Source organism: Paenibacillus cremeus, assembly GCF_007786445.1.
Lineage (GTDB): Bacteria > Bacillota > Bacilli > Paenibacillales > NBRC-103111 > Paenibacillus_G > Paenibacillus_G cremeus.
In genome coordinates this window covers 52,997-73,314 of sequence record NZ_VNJI01000030.1, presented here as the reverse complement: position 1 = coordinate 73,314, position 20,318 = coordinate 52,997, and the positions used below count along the sequence as shown (strand labels likewise).

Genomic DNA, 20,318 nt, shown 5'->3' with positions numbered 1-20,318 from the left:
ATGCCGCCGATGCGTAGTTGACCTAAATTCAATCTTGTTTCCAGATTATCCTAAGTGATATAGTTTAAATAAACCGTGTTGAATGCCCTATGGAGAGGAGAGTCGCTTATGGACCTGGATCTCGGTAATAAAATCAGAAAACTAAGAATTGAACAAAACCGGAACTTGGCGGAGATCGCCAGCGTGTGCGGCTTTTCCAAGAGCTTGCTTTCCAAGATTGAAAATGGAAAAACGATCCCCCCGATCTCCACCTTGATGAAAATCGCCGAAGCGCTTGGCACCAAGGTCTCGGTCTTACTCGATGATCAGGCGAAGTCGGGCACCATTTTTACCCCCAAGGAGACCAGTCAAGCCAATTTGGTGAAGACGGAAAAGGGATATTCGTTTTTTACGTTTGCCGTTGAACGGGGAGAGAAATTAATGCAGCCCTTTCTCTTCGTCTCGAGGAAGGATGAGAACGATAAACGAAACGTATTCAGTCACAATGGGGAAGAATTTATTTACATTTTGGAAGGCAAAATGAATTATAAGGTGGGGAATATTGAGTATACCCTGAGTGAGGGAGACAGCCTCTATTTCGATTCCGTCGAAAAGCATACGTTATCTCCGATTACGAACGAGGTTAAATATTTGGCCGTCTTTACGCAATCGCAGCAAGCACAGCCCAACTAAAAGCAGCCGCAGCGCTCCAGAAGAGAGGAACGCTGCGGCTGTTCTTTGTCCGATAGGGAAAAGCAGTTGAAGCTATGCTTATTGATGTCTGATTCGCCTCATTTGCTTCATAACACTGTCTGTACGTTTGCCAAATAGATCATGCATTTCTTTATAGCAAGCGTACATTTGCTCATATATTTCCACGTTTGCAGCTATCGGCTTTACCGTCTCCTGCTGCACTCGGGCCATATGCCTTGCCGCTTCTTGAAGGGAGGAATAGCCCCCCGCCTCGGCGCCGGCAGCAACCGCTGCGAACATCGCAGAGCCGATGGCCGGCGTCAGCTCCGTATCGGACAGCGTAATCTCCATCCCGGAGACGTCGGCGTAAATTTGCATCAGAAGCTTGTTGCGCTTGGGCAGACCGCCGCAAGCATAAAGCTCGTCGACGCGTAATCCACCGCTTCGAAACGCCTCGACGATCGTCCGCGTGCCGAAGGCCGTCGCTTCCAGGAGTGCCCGGTACATATCCTCCGGCTTTGTATTCAGCGTCATCCCGAGCAGCATGCCCGAAAGCTCGGCATCCACCAAGGGCGAGCGGTTACCATTGTGCCAATCCAAAGCAAGCAGGCCGTGCTCTCCCGGCTGCTGCCGGGCCGCTTTGGCTTCCAGCAGCTCGTGAACGGATACCCCTTGCTCTCGTGCTTCTTCCGTGATGTAGGCGGGGACCGATTCATCTACGAACCAGGCGAACATATCACCGACGGCCGCTTGTCCCGCCTCATAGCCGAACAAGCCTGGGACGATTCCATCCTCTACAACGCCACAGATACCTTCAACCTCTTGTTCTTCCTCGGATAGCAGCATATGGCATGTAGACGTTCCCATTACCATCACCATTTTGCCTGGGGAAACAACACCGACGGCAGGAACGGCCGCATGCGCATCAATGATGCCGACAGCGACGGCAATGCCCGGGCAAAGCCCCAGCTGCTCGGCGATCTCGGGCAGGAGGCTCCCCGCACGGCTGCCCAGCGGGGATACTTCTCCCCGGAGCTTCGTAGCATACAGATCCGCCAAGCCCGGATGCAGCTGCCTGAGAAAGCTGGGCTGCGGGTAGCCTTCGCTCTTATGCCACAATGCCTTGTATCCGGCAGTACAGCTGTTCCGGCGCAGCTCCCCCGTCAATTGGGCGACGATCCAGTCGGCCGCTTCCACGAACCGGTCAGCCTCCGCGTAGATTTCAGGATCCTCTCTCAAGATCTGCAGACTCTTCGCCAGCATCCATTCGGAGGATAGTCTCCCCCCATAACGTCTCAGCCACTTCTCGCCCCGCTCCTCAGCCAGCTGGTTAATCTCCGTCGCTTCCTCCTGTGCGGCATGATGCTTCCACAGCTTCACCCAGGCATGGGGACGCTCTTTCCATTCGTCCTGCAGGCATAACGGCCGCAGCTGTTCATCGATCGGCAGCATCGTGCAGGCGGTAAAATCGATGCCGATCCCGATCACTTGGGAGGGGGCGACGCCCGAGGCCTGCATGACTGCAGGCACGGAGGTACGAAGCACCTCCAAATAATCATTAGGATGCTGAAGCGCCCAATCCAGCTCCAGCTTGCTCCCTGTAGACGGCAGCGTCTCATCGAGCACGCCATGCCGATAGGGAGTCACATGTACAGCCGCTTCATGTCCGTTCGATAAATCCACCAAAACGGCGCGACCCGACTGCGTGCCATAATCGATGCCAATGGCAAATCGTTTGTGAGAAAAATCGGTCATGAGCTCTCCTCCTCTTGTCCATAGCTTCCTCTTCATAGCCTATATCATTTAGCTTTTTTTGCCAATCAATAAAAAGGTGCTCTGCATCCGCAGAGCACCTTGCTGCAAGCATTATATTCCAGTACCGTCGTCATATGATATCCAGCGGCACTTTCGTCTTAGGGCTCGGGAACGCCGCATCAAGCCGCCGCAGGTCCTCATCGGTCAATTCGACCTGATCGGCGGACGCATTTTGCCTCACGTGCTCCTCGTTTGACGCTTTCGGCACAGCCATGATGTCCCCGCTTCGGATACACCATGCGAGCAGCAGTTGAAACGGCCCGATACCATGCTCAGCCGCGATGCTTTGGACCACTTGATTGTGCATCATTTCCCGCCGTAAGCTGCCGGCCTGCGCCAAAGGCGAATAGGCCATCGTCAGGATTCCGTGCTTTCTTTGCCAAGGAAGAAGGTCGACCTCGATGCCGCGGGAGCCCAGATGATACATCACCTGATTGACGGCGCAGTGAGATCCTTTACTCACCGCATGGAGCTCCTGCATATCATCCGTGTCCAGATTGGACACCCCCCAGCGCACAATTTTTCCCGCTTGGATCAGGCGCTCCATCTCCTCCACCGTTTCACTAAGCGGGACACGGCCTCGCCAGTGCAGCAGATACAGATCGAGCCGGTCCGTCTTTAACCGCTTCAAGCTTTGCTCGCAGCTCCTCGTGAGCCGATCTCGGCCGGCGTTGTGGGGATACACCTTGGAGACAAGAAACACCTGATCTCGAATCCCCGATATGGCTTCACCGACTAGCGTTTCGGACAAGCCCTCACCGTACATTTCCGCCGTGTCGATGGCCTTCATTCCTAGCTCTATGCCGAGCCTCAATGTCGCAATCTCTTGCTTTCGCTTTGAAGGACTATCTCCGATGTTCCAAGTGCCTTGTCCGATAGCCGGTAGAATCGTGCCGTCCGGCAGCTTCACCGTATGCTTCACAGCAATCCCGCTCCTTCATTCTCGTTTTCCATGCACCTCTCATTGCAACCGTTACAACATGGCTCAGTTGTCGGTTGTCAAATATTAGTATACACCTCTTTGAAATAGAGAGCATGCTGTGTTCCACGACACCGACGGCGCCGTAAAAGTTAAAAAATAATCAAATCTTTAAGGTGATTTTGAGAGGGATAGACAGCCCTTTTGTCGAAGATTATGGAATACATTTCACGCAGGGAGTTTTTTTCTATGTCCGACACACAATCATACCTGACGACCTTACGATATCATAAAGACAAAATTATAAACCAATGGTACAAGGGATTAGACGAGCATTATCCGGGCTTTTATGACCGAGAGGCACTGCTGCAGGCGACCCATGCCTATTATGAGTTTTTGTTAGATATCGACATCCCCCTAGAAACCCATCCATTACACAACATCATCCCAATGCAATGTGAAATCCTGTTAAAAAAAGAAATGCCGCTGGCTCATATTATGCATAGCAATCAGCTGTGGGTGGATGCGCTGTTATTTTTTGTACAGGATCCGATCGGCCAAACCATCCCCATGAGCTTGATTCGAACCATTATTCAACGCGTATTTAGCTATGAAAGAATATTCCTCAGTCATTATCATGGCCTATTAAAAGATCAATTAATGACCAATGAACGGACCATAACAGACCTGCACGAATCCCGATTGACCATCGCAGGCAAAATGGCGGCAAGCATGGCGCATGAAATCCGAAATCCGTTAACCGCCATCCAAGGGTTTCTAAAGCTGATACGCAATGATCTTTCAAAACATACGACAGCCAAATTAAGCAGCTACCTCGATATTATAGAAAGCGAATTTGTTAATATTCAAATGCAAATTACAGGCTTCCTCAGCTTCTCCAAAAGGAATATTGTTGAAGAGCCCGCGGTTACGATCTCATCCAACACATTGATCAAATCGGTTGTCGCTATGATCACCCCAAGAATCATTAACGATAATATTCATTTTGAATTTTATGATGGGAATGATATTGAGCTTAAGGTGCAAAAAATTGCGGTTCAGCAGGTGTTATCGAACATTCTCAACAATAGCATCGATGCACTTGCCGAAATCGGGGAGTATAAAAAATTGACCATTACTAGTGAAATGACATCCGATCATACGTACGTCATATCGATCACTAATAATGGTCCTGAGATTCCTGAAGCCATTAAAGATACGCTGTTTGAGCCGTTTGTTACCAGCAAAAAAGAGGGAACCGGGCTAGGCCTCGCCATTTGCAAACAAATCATGACTAAAAATGATGGCGATGTGACGTTTGCTTCGAATGCAAGTGAAACTACGTTTTATATGATATTTCATCTAAGAGCGTAGTCTTCAGCTCTCGGACAAGACCATGCCTTTCACCCGAACGGGACCGAGGAGTCCGCTTGGCTCCTGCTGCGCAAAGGCCGACAAGAAGTCTCGCTGCTCTTTTACCAGCGTATTGGTAACCTCAATGACAAGCTTATTGGGGCCCTTCCGGATCAGGCCGTGGATCTCCAAGCGGTAAGGTGGACAGATGCGTACCCCTGCACGCTCACCGTTCAACCACACCTCAGCCGTTTCGTAAACCTCTCCCAAATCCAGCTGTACAAGGCCTGTAGATTCGTTCCACTCAAATTCCGTTTCATAACGGAAGGTCCCTGAAAATCGTGGCAACAGATCAGGTCCGCTCATATTCGTTAATGCCGCCAGCGGTCCCCATTCCTTGAAATGAGGATATTGCTCCGAATCCGCAGTGGAGATCGTCCATTCGCCATGAAGCTCTAGCTCAAGCTCAGGAATCGCCTTAACGGCGGCATAGCTTGAGGGGAGTGCAGCGCAGCCCTCAAGGCTAGAGCCATGGAGCAAGATAATCGATTCATACGGATGAAGGACCAGCTGCACCGTACGCTCACCGTCCCCCTCTTCTGCACTTAGACCGGTCAACCGATTCAAAAAGGCATCATAAGCATAGACTTCGCCTTGGAGCGGCAGCACCACCTCGGTGCGAATCGTTCGATTCGGATGCTCGTTAAAGAACATAAACACATCCAAACCGTCATGTAGATAGTGATAGCTTCGAAGATACGGCTCGTATTGGCCGGTTCGAATCTCGTAATGACCGTCTGCGAAGAGGCTTGGCGCCAGTTCGTCCAAGGCAACAAGCTTAACGTTCCGATGGGTTGCAAGAGAAGACAGTACGGGAGTGACATCCGTACCCTCGCTCGATCGCAGCGGCAGCCCGTCAACGAAGCGAATGGCTAGTCCTTGCTCGGCAAACTGGACCAACTGCCGAAGCATCGCCGCTGGTAGCGCTTCTGCATAGGGTACGATCAGGCACTCGTAGTCCTCTCGATGGACATGCAGCTTACTGTCTTGCACCCTCGCACTCGCCGCTTCCAATAGAGCATCGACGGGAAGCACATCGCAGTCAATCTGATGCTGCATCAATTGCTTCACCGGCTTGTGAAAATACATCGCTTCCCCGGACCATTCCGCTTCAGCATGATACAAGACGGCCGCGGACGCCACGTGCCTTCCGCCTGAAATCAGGTGGCTGATTCGATTGATATATTGATTGAGCTGCTTGTAGTATCGGTACTGCGGATTTTTTCCGCTCGCATACATATGGGGCGGACAATCCGGATCCGGGAACGCCTTCTGGGTAAACGCATGCGGGACAAAATAATTGACGCCGTGGACCAGCATATGGTCCGTGATCCATTTCATCAGCTTTAAGCCTTCCGTCCAGCCATACGCCCCATACACCTCACACATGGTCCGGCCTTGTTTTTTCGGATCGATGTGGCCAAGCGATACCCCAAGCTTAGCGAGGCCGTAGTGGTAAAATTCGCCATCAGCCTCGCCACTCGTGGGTTGGCGGAAAGACATTTCATCAAAGCCGGGAACGATTTGCCACAGCACCACATCAAGACCTGACATGTCTTGTCCCCAGAGCGATCGGAAGAAATGCCCGGCGCTGGGGCCGAGCCTAGCATGAACGTTATTGTCTTCAAGCACATGTCCAATGTATTCTACCCCGCGGGCTCTGCACCACGCTCCGATTTGATTGCAGAAGTTTTCCCCATAAAGCCTGCTGACGATATTCATATAGGTGTACCGCACCATGCTCGACTGTTCTCCTGCATCATGCCAGAGAAGATGCAGGTACATACGATAGTCCTCACCCAACGCCTGCTCAAGCAAAGCAGGCATTTCGCTGCTCCAGGGAAGTACAATTCCTTTTTTTCCGGGTCTCGAATGGAAGTCAAAGGTTGTTTTATCATTGTAAAATCCAGGCTCGTCCGAAAAAAATCCGGCAAAGGTCTTGCCGAAATCCGCCTTGTAACGTTTATACACAGCCTCATATACCGTATCGAGCAGAATCCGAACGGAAGCCCGATCCAGCGGGTTCAAATAATCCTCCTGAAGCTGACTGCCGCCATCCGTATTCTCCGAAATAATAAATACCCGCCAATACCCTTCAGGGATATCCCAATACAGGATGCCGTCTTGTACATGCTCCGTGATGTCAACCGAGTCTGCGGTCAAGGATCCATCGGATGCCTCTCGGCGGACAGCGACTACGGAGATCAGCTTATTTTTACCGCTCGCGTGCCTAGGATCCGAGATGGTCGGTCGAAGCCCTTTCATCAGCATCGTTTCAAGCAGCAGTGATGCTCCTTTGGCGGGACCGATGGTATCCATATAACGTTCACCCAAAAACTTGCGATGAAGCTCTTCCGGAGCCTCCTTCACCTTGCCTGCCGCATGTCCGGTTGGAAAATGATCGTCATCCAGCAGCCATACCTTCATGCCTCGCTTTCGAGCCTCATCCATAATGATGTCCATATCCGACCACCACTTCGGTCCAAGAAAATCAGGATGCGGCCGCGCCTCGACGCACACGGCGCCGATTCCTGCTTCATGAACACGGGCCATCTCTTCCCGGAGCACCTGCTCATTCTCACCATGCTGCCAGAGAAAAGGAAGGATATAATTCAGTTCTTGCCCCTCAAGCACTTCCCTAAGTCGATTGCTCATATTAACCCCCAGTTATTGAAATATCCGCCCGTCTTCGAATCGAAGCAAGGCGGATATTTGTAATCAAACGATTATTTTTTCATTTTCGCATACCAGTCTCTAGCACGCTTCGTAACCTCTTCGCCACCCGATTTGTTCCACTTGTCTACGAATTCATCAAATTTGCTGATTGGATATTGGCCAAGAATAATCTTGCTCGCGTATTCCACGTACATCGTTCGATTTTGAATGTCCGCGAAGCCGTCGTAAACGTTGGCCGGCATGCCGTCTCCGGCAATGAACTTGGCATATTTTTGAGCTCCCTGCATGTTTCGGACGGATTGATCAACCATCCACATGTCGTCCGCCGATGCCGTGCTCTTAAGAAGATCGGTTGTAAAATCAAGTGTCGCCACACTTGAAGCCGGGTTAAAAAGCCCTATATTCTCTTGGGTGCTCTTGTCATCCGGAAGCTTGACGGCTTTGCCATCCTTCATCGTATAGTGCATTCCTTCTACACCAAGGTACAAATCCTTCCAGTTCTTTTTGTCGTACATATTGTTAAGCAGCTTCAAAGAGGCCAACAGCTTCGCCTGGTCCTTACTGTTCTTGAGGACCCATTGCGGATCCATCCTTCTTTTCGCCGTATAAAAACCCTTATAGCCCGAGACTTCTGGAATGGGGAGTACAGTGTAGTTGCCCTTCACACCGGTGTTCTTTTGCAAACCATCCAAATAAAGATTGGTTTGTTCAGCCCACTGGAAGAAGACGCCCGCCTTGTTAGCCGTGACCTTGCCGTCCCACTTGGCCTTGTCGTTCAGAAGGGATTCCTTATCCAATAATCCATCCTTGTACAATTTTGCAGCGAATTCCAAGGCGGCTTTCATATTCGGTGTTACCGCGGAATATGTCAGCTTGCCGTCGTACAGGTCCCAATCCGGATAGCCCTCGAATATAGCCACACCGTACATGGCGAACAAGTGATCCATCCAACGCGCCTCCTGACGGCCACCGGTAGGAAGGTCATCCTTCTGTCCGTTGCCATTCGGATCCTTATCCCGAAACGCCTCTAGAACTTTTACAAAATCCTCTTGCGTCTTTGGCATCTGCAAGCCCAGCTTGTCCAGCCAATCCTGACGAATCATACCAGCGTATCTTCCGTAGTCAATGATATTAGGAATATAGTAGATTCTGCCCTGACCGGTAGGGTCGTTGGCTTTGACGACATTCCAAACATCCTGCGGAATGGCTTGCCATACATTCGGCGCATATTTGGGCAGAAGATCGGTCAGATCGGCGATAGCACCGTTTTTGGCCAAGTTATTTTCAATGCCCTGATAGGGTAAAAACAAATCGGGCGTTTCGCCGGCTGCGATCTTCAGGTTCAATTGGTTTAAGTAGTTGGTGCCCCCATTCCATTCCACATACGGGCTGATCACACCAACGCCTAGCTTCTGCTTAATAAAATCATACGTCTTACTGCCCTTGGTGATGGGTTTGTAGCCGATATTGGTTCCCCATACTTCGATATCGACATTGTCATCGACGCCTGCGGTCTGATTCTGGGCAGGACTTTCGGAAGATTTCGTGTTTCCAGTACAGCCGGTTACAGCAGTAATAGCAAGGACACCTGCCGCTGATAATAAGCCCATCTTTTTAAGCTTCATGTGATGTTCCCCCTCATGATTTTCTTAATCATTACCCTTTAACAGAGCCGATCATGGCTCCTTTGACGAAATACTTCTGCAGGAATGGATATACCATAATGATCGGGACGATCGCAAAAATGACCGTCGCTGCCCTTAAGGTCCGCTCATTGTAGTTGAGGTCAGCCTGTGAAGCCGCACCCGCCATAATGACGTTGTCGTCCGTGATGAACTGCCGGATCTTGATCTGCAATGGGAACCAGTCGGGATTTTGCAGGAAAAAGAGTGGATGCTGGAACTGGTTCCACAGCACGACCCCGTAGAATAAAGCTAGTGTCGCCAGCACGGCCTTGGACAGCGGCAGCACGAATTGGAACAGCATCCGGAAATACCCGCAGCCCTCAAGGAAAGCGGCTTCCTCCAATTCCTTGGAAAATTGCTTGAAGAAGCTTCGCATAATGATTAGATTGAACGGATTCAAAATATGCGGTACAACCAGAACCAGCGGATTATTGTACAGCCCAATACCGCGAACCGTCAGGAAGTACGGCACAATCGGCGCCTTAAAGATCATTGCGATCACCACGCCAACCATGATGACGCCCCCCCAGCGGAACTCGACCTTCGACAGCGGATAGGCCAGCAACGCGGTCATTAGTAGTGCAAGCACCGTGCCAATCACCGTCGAACCAAGCGTTAGGAAGAACGACTTCCATAGATCCGGACGGTCGATCATATGCCCCCAAGAGTCCAGCGTAAACTGCTTCGGCCAGATCGTGACCAGGTTCATATCCACAGCACTTTTGGAGCTAAACGAGATGGAGATCACGGATAGGAGCGGTATGAGAGCGATGATGGACAACAGGATGAGAATGACCGTAATGGCTGTGACGAATGCTTTTTCCCCTCTCGATTCAAACATGTCTACCAGAGCCCCCCATCCGAAACCTTCTTCGACAGCTGATTGAAAACAAATACCAGAATAAATCCAATGACCGACTGAAACAAGCCTACCGCCGTTGCGAAGCTGTACTGCGCCTGCTGAATGCCTGTCCGGAACACGTACGTATCCAGAATATCTCCTACACTGTAGGTCATCGGGGTGAGGAGATTAAACACTTGATCGAAGCCCAGGTCCAGAAAGTTGCCGATCTCCAGCAGGAACAGCACCAGCACCGTAGGCAGCAGAAGCGGAAATGTAATGTGGCGAATTTGCCTGAATTTCGACGCGCCGTCCATCATCGCCGACTCATAGAGCTGAGGATCGATCGCGCTGATCGCGGCCATATACACCACGGTCCCCCAACCGGCATCCCTCCAGATGGAGGCCGTCACGTAAACGGGCCGAAAAAACGCGCTTTCCTGCATGGCCAGCACCGGCTCGTGCCCGAACCATCCGGCGATGATGTTGAACAGTCCGCTGAGCGAAAAGAAATCGAAGACGATCCCGGCCACGATCACCCAAGACAAAAAGTGCGGAATGTACAACGCGGTCTGGATCCCTTTCTTCAGTGCCGATTTGCGAATCTCGTTGATCATCAGAGCCAGCAGAACCGGTATCGGAAAGACCAGCACGATTTTGAGAAAGCCCAGCATCAGCGTGTTGCCGAATACCTTGGCGAAGTCAGGATGGTGAATCAGAGTCTTAAAATGCTTGAGTCCTACAAATGGGCTATCAATAAACCCTTTGAACACCGAATAATCCTTGAAAGCGATAACCGCGCCGGCCAGTGGAATGTATTTAAACATAATCAGAAAAAGAATTCCCGGAACGGCCATCACATACAGCGGCCAATACACCTTCATTCGATGAAATGCAACGGCTTTCAACTTCTTCCCCCCTCTATCTAGCTGTTGAATTCGCTTACACAGTTACTATACAGCCAGGGGATGCGTCCCTCAATCGGTCATTTTTAAGTTAAAACCGGGTCATTTTTAAGGAGATTTAAAAAACCACCCCTGCACGGAGTGGCTAAATACGCTTATAGTTTCGGCAGGTTCCTGCGGTATTCGCTAGGCTTGCACCCGGTCAGCTTCTCGAACAGCCGCGCAAAGTGCTGGGTATCCGAGTATCCTACCAGCTGGCAGATCTCATACACCTTCAAGTCGGTTTTCTCCAGCAGCTCCTTCGCTTTGCCAATTCGAAGCTGCGCCAAATAATTCACGTACGTGTCCCCGGTCTTTTGCTTGAAAAACTGGCTTAAATAATAGGGGCTAATGAAAAAACGGGCAGCGAGCTCGGCAAGGCTGATCGATTCATTGTAGTGCTTCGATAAGTAATCCTTGATTTGGGTAATCATATCCTTTTTCTTGGGAATATTATGCTCCAGCTTAAACGCAATCATTCGGCGGATCACTTGAATCATCCATTCCTCTAGACGCTCCAGCGTCCGAAACCGGGCAATCCCCTCCAGAGACAGGATATGCCGGCCCAAAAAATCATTCTGCTGTAGCTGCTGGAAGGACATTTTACGAACACTGGAGAGCAGGATGTTCAAGCACTGCAGCTGGAGCTCGGCCGGACTCATGCTGGGTTCTCCTTCCATCCATCGGAAGATCTCGCGGATCGTGCCCACACATTCTACCTCGTCCATGTTGTCGAGGCCAGCCTCCAGCTTCGCTTCGAGCTCTTCAGGAACGGGGTGACTTCGCTCATTCAGATCCATAATTTCCGGATATGGAATCACGGTGTCCAGTCCCTTAACCACTTTATAGCTCAAGGCATAACGGGCCTCCTCAAACGATTGACTGATGCCGGCGGCCCGCTTCTGAACCGTACCGATGCCGACGGTCATGGACAGCTTTAAATCCCTATAGACGCCTTCCTTAAGAGTTTTGATCCTATGAACCAAATCACCATATCCGATGGCTCCGCTATGGCTAACCACCACGGCGACCTGGGAGCCCGAATAACGGAACCGGTACACGCCGCGGTACGGCTTTAAGGCTAGATCGATTTTACACAGCACCTGCTGAAAGCTCATTTCCTTCAAAGCATCGGCATGGCCGTCGAATTCAAGCAGAATGCAGGCGAAGCTGGCCCCATCCGTCGGCAGCTGCGCAGCCTGAAGCAATTCTTCCATCAGCTCTGCATTTTCGCTGCCGACATCCAGCATATCCCTCAAGGCGCTCTCTTGCTTGCGGCTGTGAACCTCCTGCTTCAGATCGTCCACCTCCCGGAGCTTGGCCCTGTCCGTTTGGATCGTCTCCATGACTTGATGCACACAGTCCCGCAGCTGCTCTTCTTCCACCGGCTTGTTGATGTAAAATTGCACGCCCAGCTGCATGCCTCTTCGAGCGTATTCAAAATCAGCATAGCCGCTCAAGAGAATGAATTTCGCCTTGCTGCCCTCATCCCTGAGCATTTGGATCATATCGAGACCATCGGCTTGCGGCATGCGAATATCTGTAATGACAACGTCGGGCTGCAACTTTTGAATTAGCTTCACGCCCTCCAAGCCATTGTGAGCAACGCCGACCACCTTACATTCCGGGAGATAACGTCCGATCATTTTTTTGAGACCGTCCACAATGCCCTTCTCGTCGTCCACCAAAATCAACCTCATCCCAAAGCCCCTCTCCGTCTACTTTCGAATCTGATATCAACCTAAAGCTTGGGGATTAAAATCTCGACCACCGTTCCACGTCCTATTCCAGGACGAATCGTCAAATCATACCGATCTCCATATTGGAGCTTGATGCGCTCTGCGATATTTTTGAGTCCTAGCCCTTTACTTTCCGGTTCGCTGTTCTCCTCGAGCTTGTATTTGTCCGATTCCGCGTCCCCCAATAAGGCCAGCAGCTCCTCTTGCTTCTCTTGAGACATGCCGGCCCCGTCGTCCGTGATCCGGATTAAAATGTCCCCTTCTTCCGTCCAGATCCCTTCCATCTCGATATGCATAGGCTGGCTGTAATCCACAAAACCATGATTAATGCTGTTCTCCACAATCGGCTGAAGTACGAGTGGGATGATGCTGCAATGCAGCATTTCATCCGGGATCCGGAGCTCCAGTCGGAACATATTATCGAAGCGGATATTCTGAAGCTGCAAATAATTGGCTGTATACTCCAATTCATGCTTTATCGAATGGTGTCTGCCTTCCTTGCCTAACGCCAAACGGAACATGCGCGCCAAAATTTTAATCATGCCCGCGGTTTCCTCGTCATCTTTGACCAGCGCCTTCATGCGGATCGATTCCAACGTGTTGTACAGCATGTGGGGGTTGATCTGATTTTGAAGCGCGATGAATTTGGCTTGACGCCGCTTGATTTCCGCGATATACACGTCTTCGATCAAGGTTCGGATCGTAATGATCATTTTGTTGTAGCTGTTTACCAAGCTTCCGATCTCGTCGTTCGCCTGCTCTTTCTCGATGGGCACATATTGGCCTGCTTCCGCCTGCTTCATGCTTCTGCGCAGCGCCTTGATCGGCCTTGTGATCGTATAGCTTAAAGCAAGCGAGATCAGCGTGATGATCAGACAGCTCATCAGAATCACGATGACAGTCATGCCTTTGATCTGATTGATTTTCTGCAGCAGCTTCGAGCGTGGAATCTCAGTTTTGATCAACAGCTCTCCATTCGGGGTGCTTCCGGATAAAACAATCCGATCTTGCCCTCCGCTTTCGTTGATATAATCCGCACCGGATTTGAGCACCTGCTCCCAGGACAGCCGGCCGCTGGCCGCGTCGGAATGGTAGATGATCTCGCGTTGCCGATTGCTGATGATGACACTTATGCCGTACTTGTCCCGCGCCAAGACGAAATCATGATCCAGCTGCAGCAGCGTAAACGGATCCAGATCGATCAGAAGCATACCCGCATAAGCCCCGTTGGAGCTGAACAACACCCGGCCTACCGTCACGACGGCCCCCGCACCTTTATCCTCGTAATAGGAACGATCATGCAATCCGGTAATGAAAAAGGTATCCCCCGAATTGCGGAGCCGCTTGTACCACTCCTGAGATAAAACCATGTTCTCGTTCACTCGGCTTGTGGTCGTCGTATACTGATACACATTGTTATCGCGGCTGACGAGCATCACGGTTCCGATCTCCTGCTTGAGATAGGCGACCCGCATCAGCAGGCGCTGGACGGCCACCCTCTGGTTAATCAGCTCATCCATGGATAATCTTCGCTCATCTCCGAGCTTGTAGATTAATTCACTGTCGACCAAGACCGACTTCGTGACCTTGTCATATTCTTTAATGAATTCGTTTAGCGTAGTCCTAATCTGGGACGTATACAGAGAGGCGAATTCTTGAGAGGAATCCTCGAGCCCTGCTGCCGATTGATGAAAGATGATGGCGCTTACACCTAGCAGTGGAATAAGACAAGCCAGCAGATAGCCTGCGATTAATTTGGTTTGGAACTTCATGTTTCGTATCATTAAAATGGCCCTTCGTATCCATCGATTATGCACCATGCCTAGCCCTTCCTTTGTTCAACGTCTTCTACTTGCCTATTGTACATGCCGCGATGCTTCGACGCTATGAAAGTATTTGGGTGGCGATTGTTGTATCCGTTTACACGACACTATACTTGAAAGCTGCACATGAATCCAAGAGGCATTTTTAAGTTTTTACACGGACATTTTTATGATTTTTTTCAGTTCACCTAGCTAAAAAGCCTGCGAAATTCGCTTCGCAGGCCGCTTCTAAACCTTATATTCACACCGTTTGACGATCTGTTTCAGGCTGTCCTACGCCCAAAATGGGCGGCTTGCGCCGCCTTGATGGACCAAATTGCAGAGATCGATTACCAGCAGCGCCGGCCTTCGGCCGATCCACGTATCCCTCCGGTAAGCCTTGTAAATGTCCGGCAGCTCTTGATTCACAACATCCTTCCAGCAATGGTCTTCAAACCGATCTATCCTGCTTCAGCCTCCTCGTATATTCTGCACTCCGCCGCCGGGGCCTGTACCCGCTTGCGACCGTAAACCCAGCCACGGCTGCGAGCAGAACGGCCCCGCCGGTATAAAAGGCTGCGGATAGCCCCATCGTCTGGCCCAGAAGGCCGAACATCGCAGGACTCATCAGCTGGGATAAGCGATTTACCAGCAGCCTGAGCCCCATCACCTTTCCACGGTCCCCATCCCCGGTATCGTTCACCATGATCATGATGCTGACCGGCAGGTTAAGGCCGACGGCACCTCCCAGCACGACGGTCAGTAGGGCGAAGGTTAGCCCGTGCCAGGATGCTGGAGGGATCACGATCAAGCAGATGGCTGCGAGCCCTCCGGCGGCCAAAAGCAGCCTTTCCAGGCCGGCGCGCCGGATCAACGCATCCAAACAGAACCGGGACAGCAGCCCTGCCAAGCCATTCAAGGAAACGACCAGGGAAATTTGCCAGGCGGGGTACCCGGCCGCATTAAGAAACAGCGGAATAAAGCTCATGGATAACGCCTGAATGAACATGATGAGGAAGGTTCCGGCCAAGCCGAATTGAACGCCTCGAAGTCGGGACAGGCGGAAGCCGCTTGCGTAGCTGTCGATCATCCGGCTGAGCTGGAACGCTTCCCGGACGCTAGATCCCGAAGAAGGGGCTGCAGCTGCATGTTCGCCGCGAACCGGATTCGAAGCAGCTTTCGCACTGGCGCTTCTAAGCATTGAAGCTGCAATCAATGAAAGCGCAGCGGCGATCGAACAGGCCAGCGAGACCCAGAACGCCATCCGGTATGCTTCCGAGCCGCTGCCCGCCATCGATACGACAGCGCCTCCCAGCAGCGGTCCCAGCATCCCCCCGGCGGACATCGCCATGGAATAATTGTTAATGCTCCGGTTGCGGGAAGCAGCCCCGCCGCCGGATACGAGCACCTGCAGAGAAGATGAAGAGATAATGATGGAAGCGCCCATGAGTACCTGGGACAGCCCGAGCCAGAGCGGCGAGGTGCCGGTCGCCATGAGCAGCAGGGATAGCACCAGACTGAGAAAGCCTACGCGGGACATCGTCATGGCGCCGAGCGAATCGATCAGCTGTCCGACCGGCATGGCAATGAAGAGCGGCAGCAGTGAACGAAGCATGACGAGCAAGCCGATCTCGGCCGTGGAAGCACCTAGCGATTCCGCATACAGAGAGAAGAAGGGCTGCGCAACGGACGTCACGGTAAAAAATACAAGTCCCGCCCAAATTCCCACCTTGGCATACAGCCTTTCCTGCGGCGTCAAATCACTTCCCACGGCAGAAGCAGCTTCTTCTGATTCCCCCTTACGACTGAGCAACATGACAAGCCGCCTTTCGTTGCCCAAACTGCATTAGCACGGGCTTCTCCTCCCGGCAGCGGGTCGATACCAGAGGACAACGGCTGCTAAAAGCACAGCCGGCCGGCGGATTCGCGGGGCTAGGCAGATCCCCGGATAACAGCTCGACCGCGCGGCTTCGTTCTTTGACCGGATCCGGGATGGGCACCGCCGCGAGCAGCGCTCTTGTGTAAGGATGCATCGGGGACTGAAACACCTCCTCAGCCGGGCCCAGCTCCACGATCTCACCTAAATACATCACCGCAATCGTGTCGGAGATGTAGCGAACAGTGGACAGGTCGTGGGAGATGAAGACGAAGCTGATTCCCAGCTCCTTCTTTAAGTCGCTGAGCAGGTTGATCACTTGGGCGCGGACAGATACATCCAAGGCGCTGGTCGGCTCATCGGCCACGATGACGTCAGGCGAGAGGGCCAGCGCCCTGGCAATGCCTACCCGCTGCCGCTGTCCGCCGCTCAGCTGACTCGGAAACCGCTCGAGATAGGCCGGATCGAGCCCTACCTTTTGAATTAAATCGTAAGCTTTACGTCTGCGCTCCGGTCGGGTTCCGATTTTCATCACATCAAGGGGCTCGCAGATGATCTCGGAGACCGTCATCTTGGGATTGAAGGAAGCATACGGGTCCTGGAACACCATCTGCACCCGCTTGCGGTACGAGAGCCAGCTCTCTCCCTTCAGCTCCGTCAGCGGCTCGCCGTTTACGGCAATCACCCCGTCCGTCGGCTCCTCCAAGTGAAGCAGCAGCCTGGCCGTGGTACTCTTGCCGCAGCCGCTTTCGCCCACCAGCCCGATGGTTTCTCCGCGGCGCAGCCGAAGGTCGATGCCGCTCACAGCCTGAACCTTCACCGCCTGCTTCCAGGGCACACCCGGCTTACGCAGAAATTGCTTTCGCAGCCCGAGCACGGACAGCACATCGTCACCCGTTGCCGTCGCATCGCTAACGGAACCTGCATGCAGGCTTGAAGACAGCCACTCGTTCCCCTGAGGTCCCAGTGGTCCCGAGCTAGTCAGTCCCCCTTCCACCCAACACGCAGCGAGGTGACCGGCCCCCTCCGTGCTCCCTCTTAATTCAGGCGCCTCCACCGAGCAGCGCCCTTGCGCTGCGGTACATCGCTCCTTGAAGGCGCACCCGCTGACCGGGAGCCGCATATCCGGCGGCAGTCCTTCGATCTGCAGCAGTCTGGACGGCTTGGGCCCGGTCATGCTTGGAATGGTCCGGAGCAGGCTTTGCGTGTACGGATGCTGGGGGCTCTGGAAGACCTCCATTACCGGTCCCATCTCCACGATCTTCCCTGCATACATGACCGCTACGCGGTGGGCAAACCTGGCCACCAGGCCCATATCGTGGGTAATAAACAGCATGGCGCTGCCCGTGGAAGCCGTCAGCTGCTTGAGCAGCTCCACGATTTGAGCCTGGATGGTCACATCCAGCGCCGTAGTCGGCTCGTCGGCAATAATCAGCTTCGGGTGGCACGCGATCGCCATCGCAATGAGCACCCGCTGGCGCATCCCTCCGCTCAGCTCGAACGGGTATTGGCGAAGCCTTGCCTGAGGGTCGGGGATGCCAACCTGGGCCAGGAGCTCGGCCGCCCGGGCGGAAGCCTGCTTGGAGCTTAAGCCCAGGTGCCGGCGAATCGGCACGACCATCTGATCCTCGATTCGCATCACCGGATCGAGCGAGGTCATCGGATCCTGAAACACGGTTCCGATGTCTCCGCCGCGCAGCCGGTTCATCTCCCGCTCCCCAGCCTTCAGCAGGTCTTGGCCTGCAAAGCGGATGCTGCCGGACACGATTTTCCCCGGATAGGAGACGAGACGAATCAAGGACATCGCCATCGCGCTCTTACCCGAGCCGCTCTCGCCTACGATCGCCATTCGTTCGCCCGGGGCCAGCGTGAACGAAACGCCATTCACCGCCCTGACGATGCCGCCCTCCGTCTCGAAATGCGTATGCAGACCGTCAACCTCTAAAACCGCCTCTAACGCTGGTGACGTAACAGAATCCGTAAGCTCGTGCAGAACCGTCGTTTGGTGCTTTAGAATCGCATTTTCCATATCGGCTGCCTCCACTCTCTATTGGCGGGATTTCGGGTCCAACACGATGCGTATGCCGTCGCTGAAAAAATGAAGCGAAATGGTAATGAGCAGAATGACCAAGCCGGGCAGCACGGAAATCCACCATGCCTGCTGAAGGTACATTTGTCCATCATGGATAATATTGCCGAGGGAAGGGGCAGGCGGGGTAATGCCAAGGCCGAGAAAGCTCAGCGCCGCCTCGGTCAGGATCGCATTGGCTGCCGTGATGCTTCCGGCCACCAGCATGGGTGCCAGCGTATTGGGCATGATGTGCTTCCACATCAGCCAGCTCTTGGGAGCGGAGACGATCCGCGCCGCATCGATGAAGGCCCGCGATTTTAAGCTCAGCACGATCGAGCGCTGCAGCCGAATCATCCTTGGCAGGTCGGCTATGGTGATGGCCATGATGACGGGCAACGTGCCGGCTCCGAGCGTCGCTACCAGCCCTATGGCCAGTAATAGCGACGGGAACGATAAGAACACGTCTACGGCAGCCATAATGGACCGGTCCACCCGCCGGCCGAAAAAGCCGGACAACGTTCCGATCAGCATCCCGCCCGCCATCGCCAGAACCGATACGGTGATCCCGACCAACAGGGACACGCGGATCCCGGACAAGGTTCGGCTCAGCACGTCGCGTCCAAGCTTATCCGTGCCGAACGGATGCTGCAGCGACGGTGCATTCAGACTGGCGCGGACATTGGACTCCAGGGGCGGAGACAAAGGTAAAAGCGGCGCAAGCCATGCCAGCAGGATCAAAGGAATGAGCAGCAGCAGCGCCCATCGGGCTTGTTTGTTGCGGAGCAGCGCATGCAAATAGGGAAGGCGCAAGCGAGCCGGTTCGAATAGGGGCCGCTGAGTCACAACAGTAGGTGTTCCCGTTTCCATGGTTTTCCCTCCTATTTTTCCCCGATCATCGACTCGTGCCACTTGTGGCTAGAATTGAACGCGGGGATCGAGCTTTTTGTACACCAGGTCCGTCACTACATTCACCAGGATGAACAAGGCGGCGTACACCAGAATCACGTTCTGCACGAGCGGGTAATCGCGGCTGTTGATCCCGTTCACCAGCAGCGTTCCCACGCCCGGAATCGAGAAAATGAACTCGGTAATGACGGTCCCGTTGAGCAAATGCCCAAAGCTCAGTCCGACGACGGTGACAATGGGCAGCGCCGCATTCCGCAGCGCGTGACGGAAGACGACCGCCAGATTCGGCGTGCCGAGCGCCCGCGCCGTCTTAACGTAGTCCTCGTTCAGCACCTCGAGTACGCTGGTCCGTGTAATCCGGGCCAGACTCGCAATCTGGCTGATGGACAGTACGGCGATCGGCAGCGCCATCCGGCGGAGCATGAACTCCGGGCGATCGAACGAGATCGGGCCGGTCGCCGGCAGAAGGTGAAGGCTCAAGGACAGCAGCAGCATGAGCAGCAGCGCCATCCAAAAGGACGGCATCAAATCGACGACCATGGCCAGCGACATGAGCGCATTATCCAGCATTTTTTTGCCCCGGTTCGCCATATATGCCGCCAGCGTCCCCAAGGGAATCGCCACCAGCACGCTGAAGACAACGGTGCATACTGCAATCAGAACCGTGATCGGCAGTGCTTTTGCGAGCAGCCCTTTAATCGACAGCGAAGTGGTGATGGTATTGCCAAAATCGAGCTGAACCAGATGCCCCAAATACTGCAAATACTGCTGCCACAACGGGCGGTTCAGTCCGAGCTTCTCGCGCAGGTCGGCCATGGCAGCCGCCGAGAGGTGATCTCCGGCGAGCGCCGAAGCGGCGTCGCCGGGGATCAGCCGGAGGGCGAAAAAGACGAGCGTGACCACCCCGAGGAGGGTAAGCGCCATTTGGGCAAGCTTTTTGACGGAATAGAGCACCACGG

At 53.2% G+C, this 20,318-nt stretch carries 15 protein-coding genes; 2 read left to right on the top strand and 13 right to left on the bottom strand.

The genetic code is table 11. The annotated features are described in order from the left end of the window. The first annotated feature begins 108 nt into the window (after positions 1-108). Complete coding sequence (locus FPZ49_RS21590) at positions 109-672, top strand: helix-turn-helix domain-containing protein (RefSeq protein WP_261381525.1); 564 nt, start codon at positions 109-111, stop codon at positions 670-672. Positions 673-750: 78 nt separating this feature from the next. On the opposite strand, the gene FPZ49_RS21585 is transcribed toward FPZ49_RS21590, so the two are convergent. Both FPZ49_RS21585 and FPZ49_RS21580 read right to left on the bottom strand, forming a co-directional pair. Further along, entirely contained in the window at positions 751-2,427 is a 1,677-nt protein-coding gene (locus FPZ49_RS21585) for a ribulokinase (RefSeq protein ID WP_144850826.1), read from the bottom strand. Positions 2,428-2,557: 130 nt separating this feature from the next. Beyond that, on the bottom strand, positions 2,558-3,409 hold the full coding sequence (locus FPZ49_RS21580) for an aldo/keto reductase (protein ID WP_144850824.1): 852 nt from the start codon (positions 3,407-3,409) through the stop codon (positions 2,558-2,560). 246 nt (positions 3,410-3,655) lie between these two features. Between FPZ49_RS21580 and FPZ49_RS21575 the strand changes: the two genes are divergently transcribed. Further along, complete coding sequence (locus tag FPZ49_RS21575; RefSeq protein WP_186445983.1) at positions 3,656-4,780, top strand: sensor histidine kinase; 1,125 nt, start codon at positions 3,656-3,658, stop codon at positions 4,778-4,780. 3 nt (positions 4,781-4,783) lie between these two features. Here the strand turns inward: FPZ49_RS21575 and FPZ49_RS21570 are convergent, their stop codons facing one another. The 11 genes from FPZ49_RS21570 to FPZ49_RS21525 form a co-directional block, all read right to left on the bottom strand. Beyond that, positions 4,784-7,474, bottom strand: coding sequence for a glycosylhydrolase-like jelly roll fold domain-containing protein (locus tag FPZ49_RS21570; RefSeq protein WP_144850820.1), 2,691 nt, complete (start codon positions 7,472-7,474; stop codon positions 4,784-4,786). Positions 7,475-7,545: 71 nt separating this feature from the next. After that, on the bottom strand, positions 7,546-9,120 hold the full coding sequence (locus FPZ49_RS21565; RefSeq protein ID WP_144850818.1) for an extracellular solute-binding protein: 1,575 nt from the start codon (positions 9,118-9,120) through the stop codon (positions 7,546-7,548). A gap of 31 nt (positions 9,121-9,151) precedes the next feature. After that, entirely contained in the window at positions 9,152-10,021 is an 870-nt protein-coding gene (locus FPZ49_RS21560; RefSeq protein WP_144850816.1) for a carbohydrate ABC transporter permease, read from the bottom strand. Positions 10,022-10,023: 2 nt separating this feature from the next. Next, positions 10,024-10,929 (bottom strand): ABC transporter permease, encoded by a 906-nt coding sequence (locus tag FPZ49_RS21555; protein WP_144850814.1) that lies wholly within the window; start codon positions 10,927-10,929, stop codon positions 10,024-10,026. Between the two features lie 152 nt (positions 10,930-11,081). Then, positions 11,082-12,665 carry a response regulator gene (locus tag FPZ49_RS21550; RefSeq protein ID WP_144850812.1) on the bottom strand — a complete coding sequence of 528 codons (1,584 nt, stop codon included), beginning with the start codon at positions 12,663-12,665 and terminating at the stop codon, positions 11,082-11,084. A gap of 41 nt (positions 12,666-12,706) precedes the next feature. Then, positions 12,707-14,488 (bottom strand): sensor histidine kinase, encoded by a 1,782-nt coding sequence (locus FPZ49_RS21545; RefSeq protein WP_261381524.1) that lies wholly within the window; start codon positions 14,486-14,488, stop codon positions 12,707-12,709. A 312-nt stretch (positions 14,489-14,800) separates the two neighbouring features. Then, positions 14,801-14,935, bottom strand: coding sequence for a hypothetical protein (locus tag FPZ49_RS36935; RefSeq protein WP_261381523.1), 135 nt, complete (start codon positions 14,933-14,935; stop codon positions 14,801-14,803). 22 nt (positions 14,936-14,957) lie between these two features. Then, positions 14,958-16,322: an MFS transporter gene (locus FPZ49_RS21540; protein WP_144850809.1), complete on the bottom strand. Its 1,365-nt coding sequence runs from the start codon at positions 16,320-16,322 to the stop codon at positions 14,958-14,960. Beyond that, positions 16,306-18,411, bottom strand: a complete 2,106-nt coding sequence (locus FPZ49_RS21535) for an ABC transporter ATP-binding protein (protein ID WP_144850808.1) — start codon at positions 18,409-18,411, stop codon at positions 16,306-16,308. The genes FPZ49_RS21540 and FPZ49_RS21535 overlap by 17 nt, the downstream gene beginning before the upstream one ends. 18 nt (positions 18,412-18,429) lie before the next feature. Further along, positions 18,430-19,320: an ABC transporter permease gene (locus FPZ49_RS21530; RefSeq protein ID WP_144850805.1), complete on the bottom strand. Its 891-nt coding sequence runs from the start codon at positions 19,318-19,320 to the stop codon at positions 18,430-18,432. 48 nt (positions 19,321-19,368) lie between these two features. Next, entirely contained in the window at positions 19,369-20,316 is a 948-nt protein-coding gene (locus tag FPZ49_RS21525) for an ABC transporter permease (protein WP_144850803.1), read from the bottom strand. Positions 20,317-20,318: the final 2 nt, after the last annotated feature.

Coding starts and splice junctions, on each gene's coding strand:
- FPZ49_RS21570 (WP_144850820.1), bottom strand. CDS start 7,474: ATGAGCAATCGACTTAGGGAAGTGCTTGAGGGGCAAGAACTGAATTAT.
- FPZ49_RS21590 (WP_261381525.1), top strand. CDS start 109: ATGGACCTGGATCTCGGTAATAAAATCAGAAAACTAAGAATTGAACAA.
- FPZ49_RS21585 (WP_144850826.1), bottom strand. CDS start 2,427: ATGACCGATTTTTCTCACAAACGATTTGCCATTGGCATCGATTATGGC.
- FPZ49_RS21535 (WP_144850808.1), bottom strand. CDS start 18,411: ATGGAAAATGCGATTCTAAAGCACCAAACGACGGTTCTGCACGAGCTT.
- FPZ49_RS21550 (WP_144850812.1), bottom strand. CDS start 12,665: ATGAGGTTGATTTTGGTGGACGACGAGAAGGGCATTGTGGACGGTCTC.
- FPZ49_RS21530 (WP_144850805.1), bottom strand. CDS start 19,320: ATGGAAACGGGAACACCTACTGTTGTGACTCAGCGGCCCCTATTCGAA.
- FPZ49_RS21540 (WP_144850809.1), bottom strand. CDS start 16,322: ATGTTGCTCAGTCGTAAGGGGGAATCAGAAGAAGCTGCTTCTGCCGTG.
- FPZ49_RS21545 (WP_261381524.1), bottom strand. CDS start 14,488: ATGATACGAAACATGAAGTTCCAAACCAAATTAATCGCAGGCTATCTG.
- FPZ49_RS21565 (WP_144850818.1), bottom strand. CDS start 9,120: ATGAAGCTTAAAAAGATGGGCTTATTATCAGCGGCAGGTGTCCTTGCT.
- FPZ49_RS21575 (WP_186445983.1), top strand. CDS start 3,656: ATGTCCGACACACAATCATACCTGACGACCTTACGATATCATAAAGAC.
- FPZ49_RS21560 (WP_144850816.1), bottom strand. CDS start 10,021: ATGTTTGAATCGAGAGGGGAAAAAGCATTCGTCACAGCCATTACGGTC.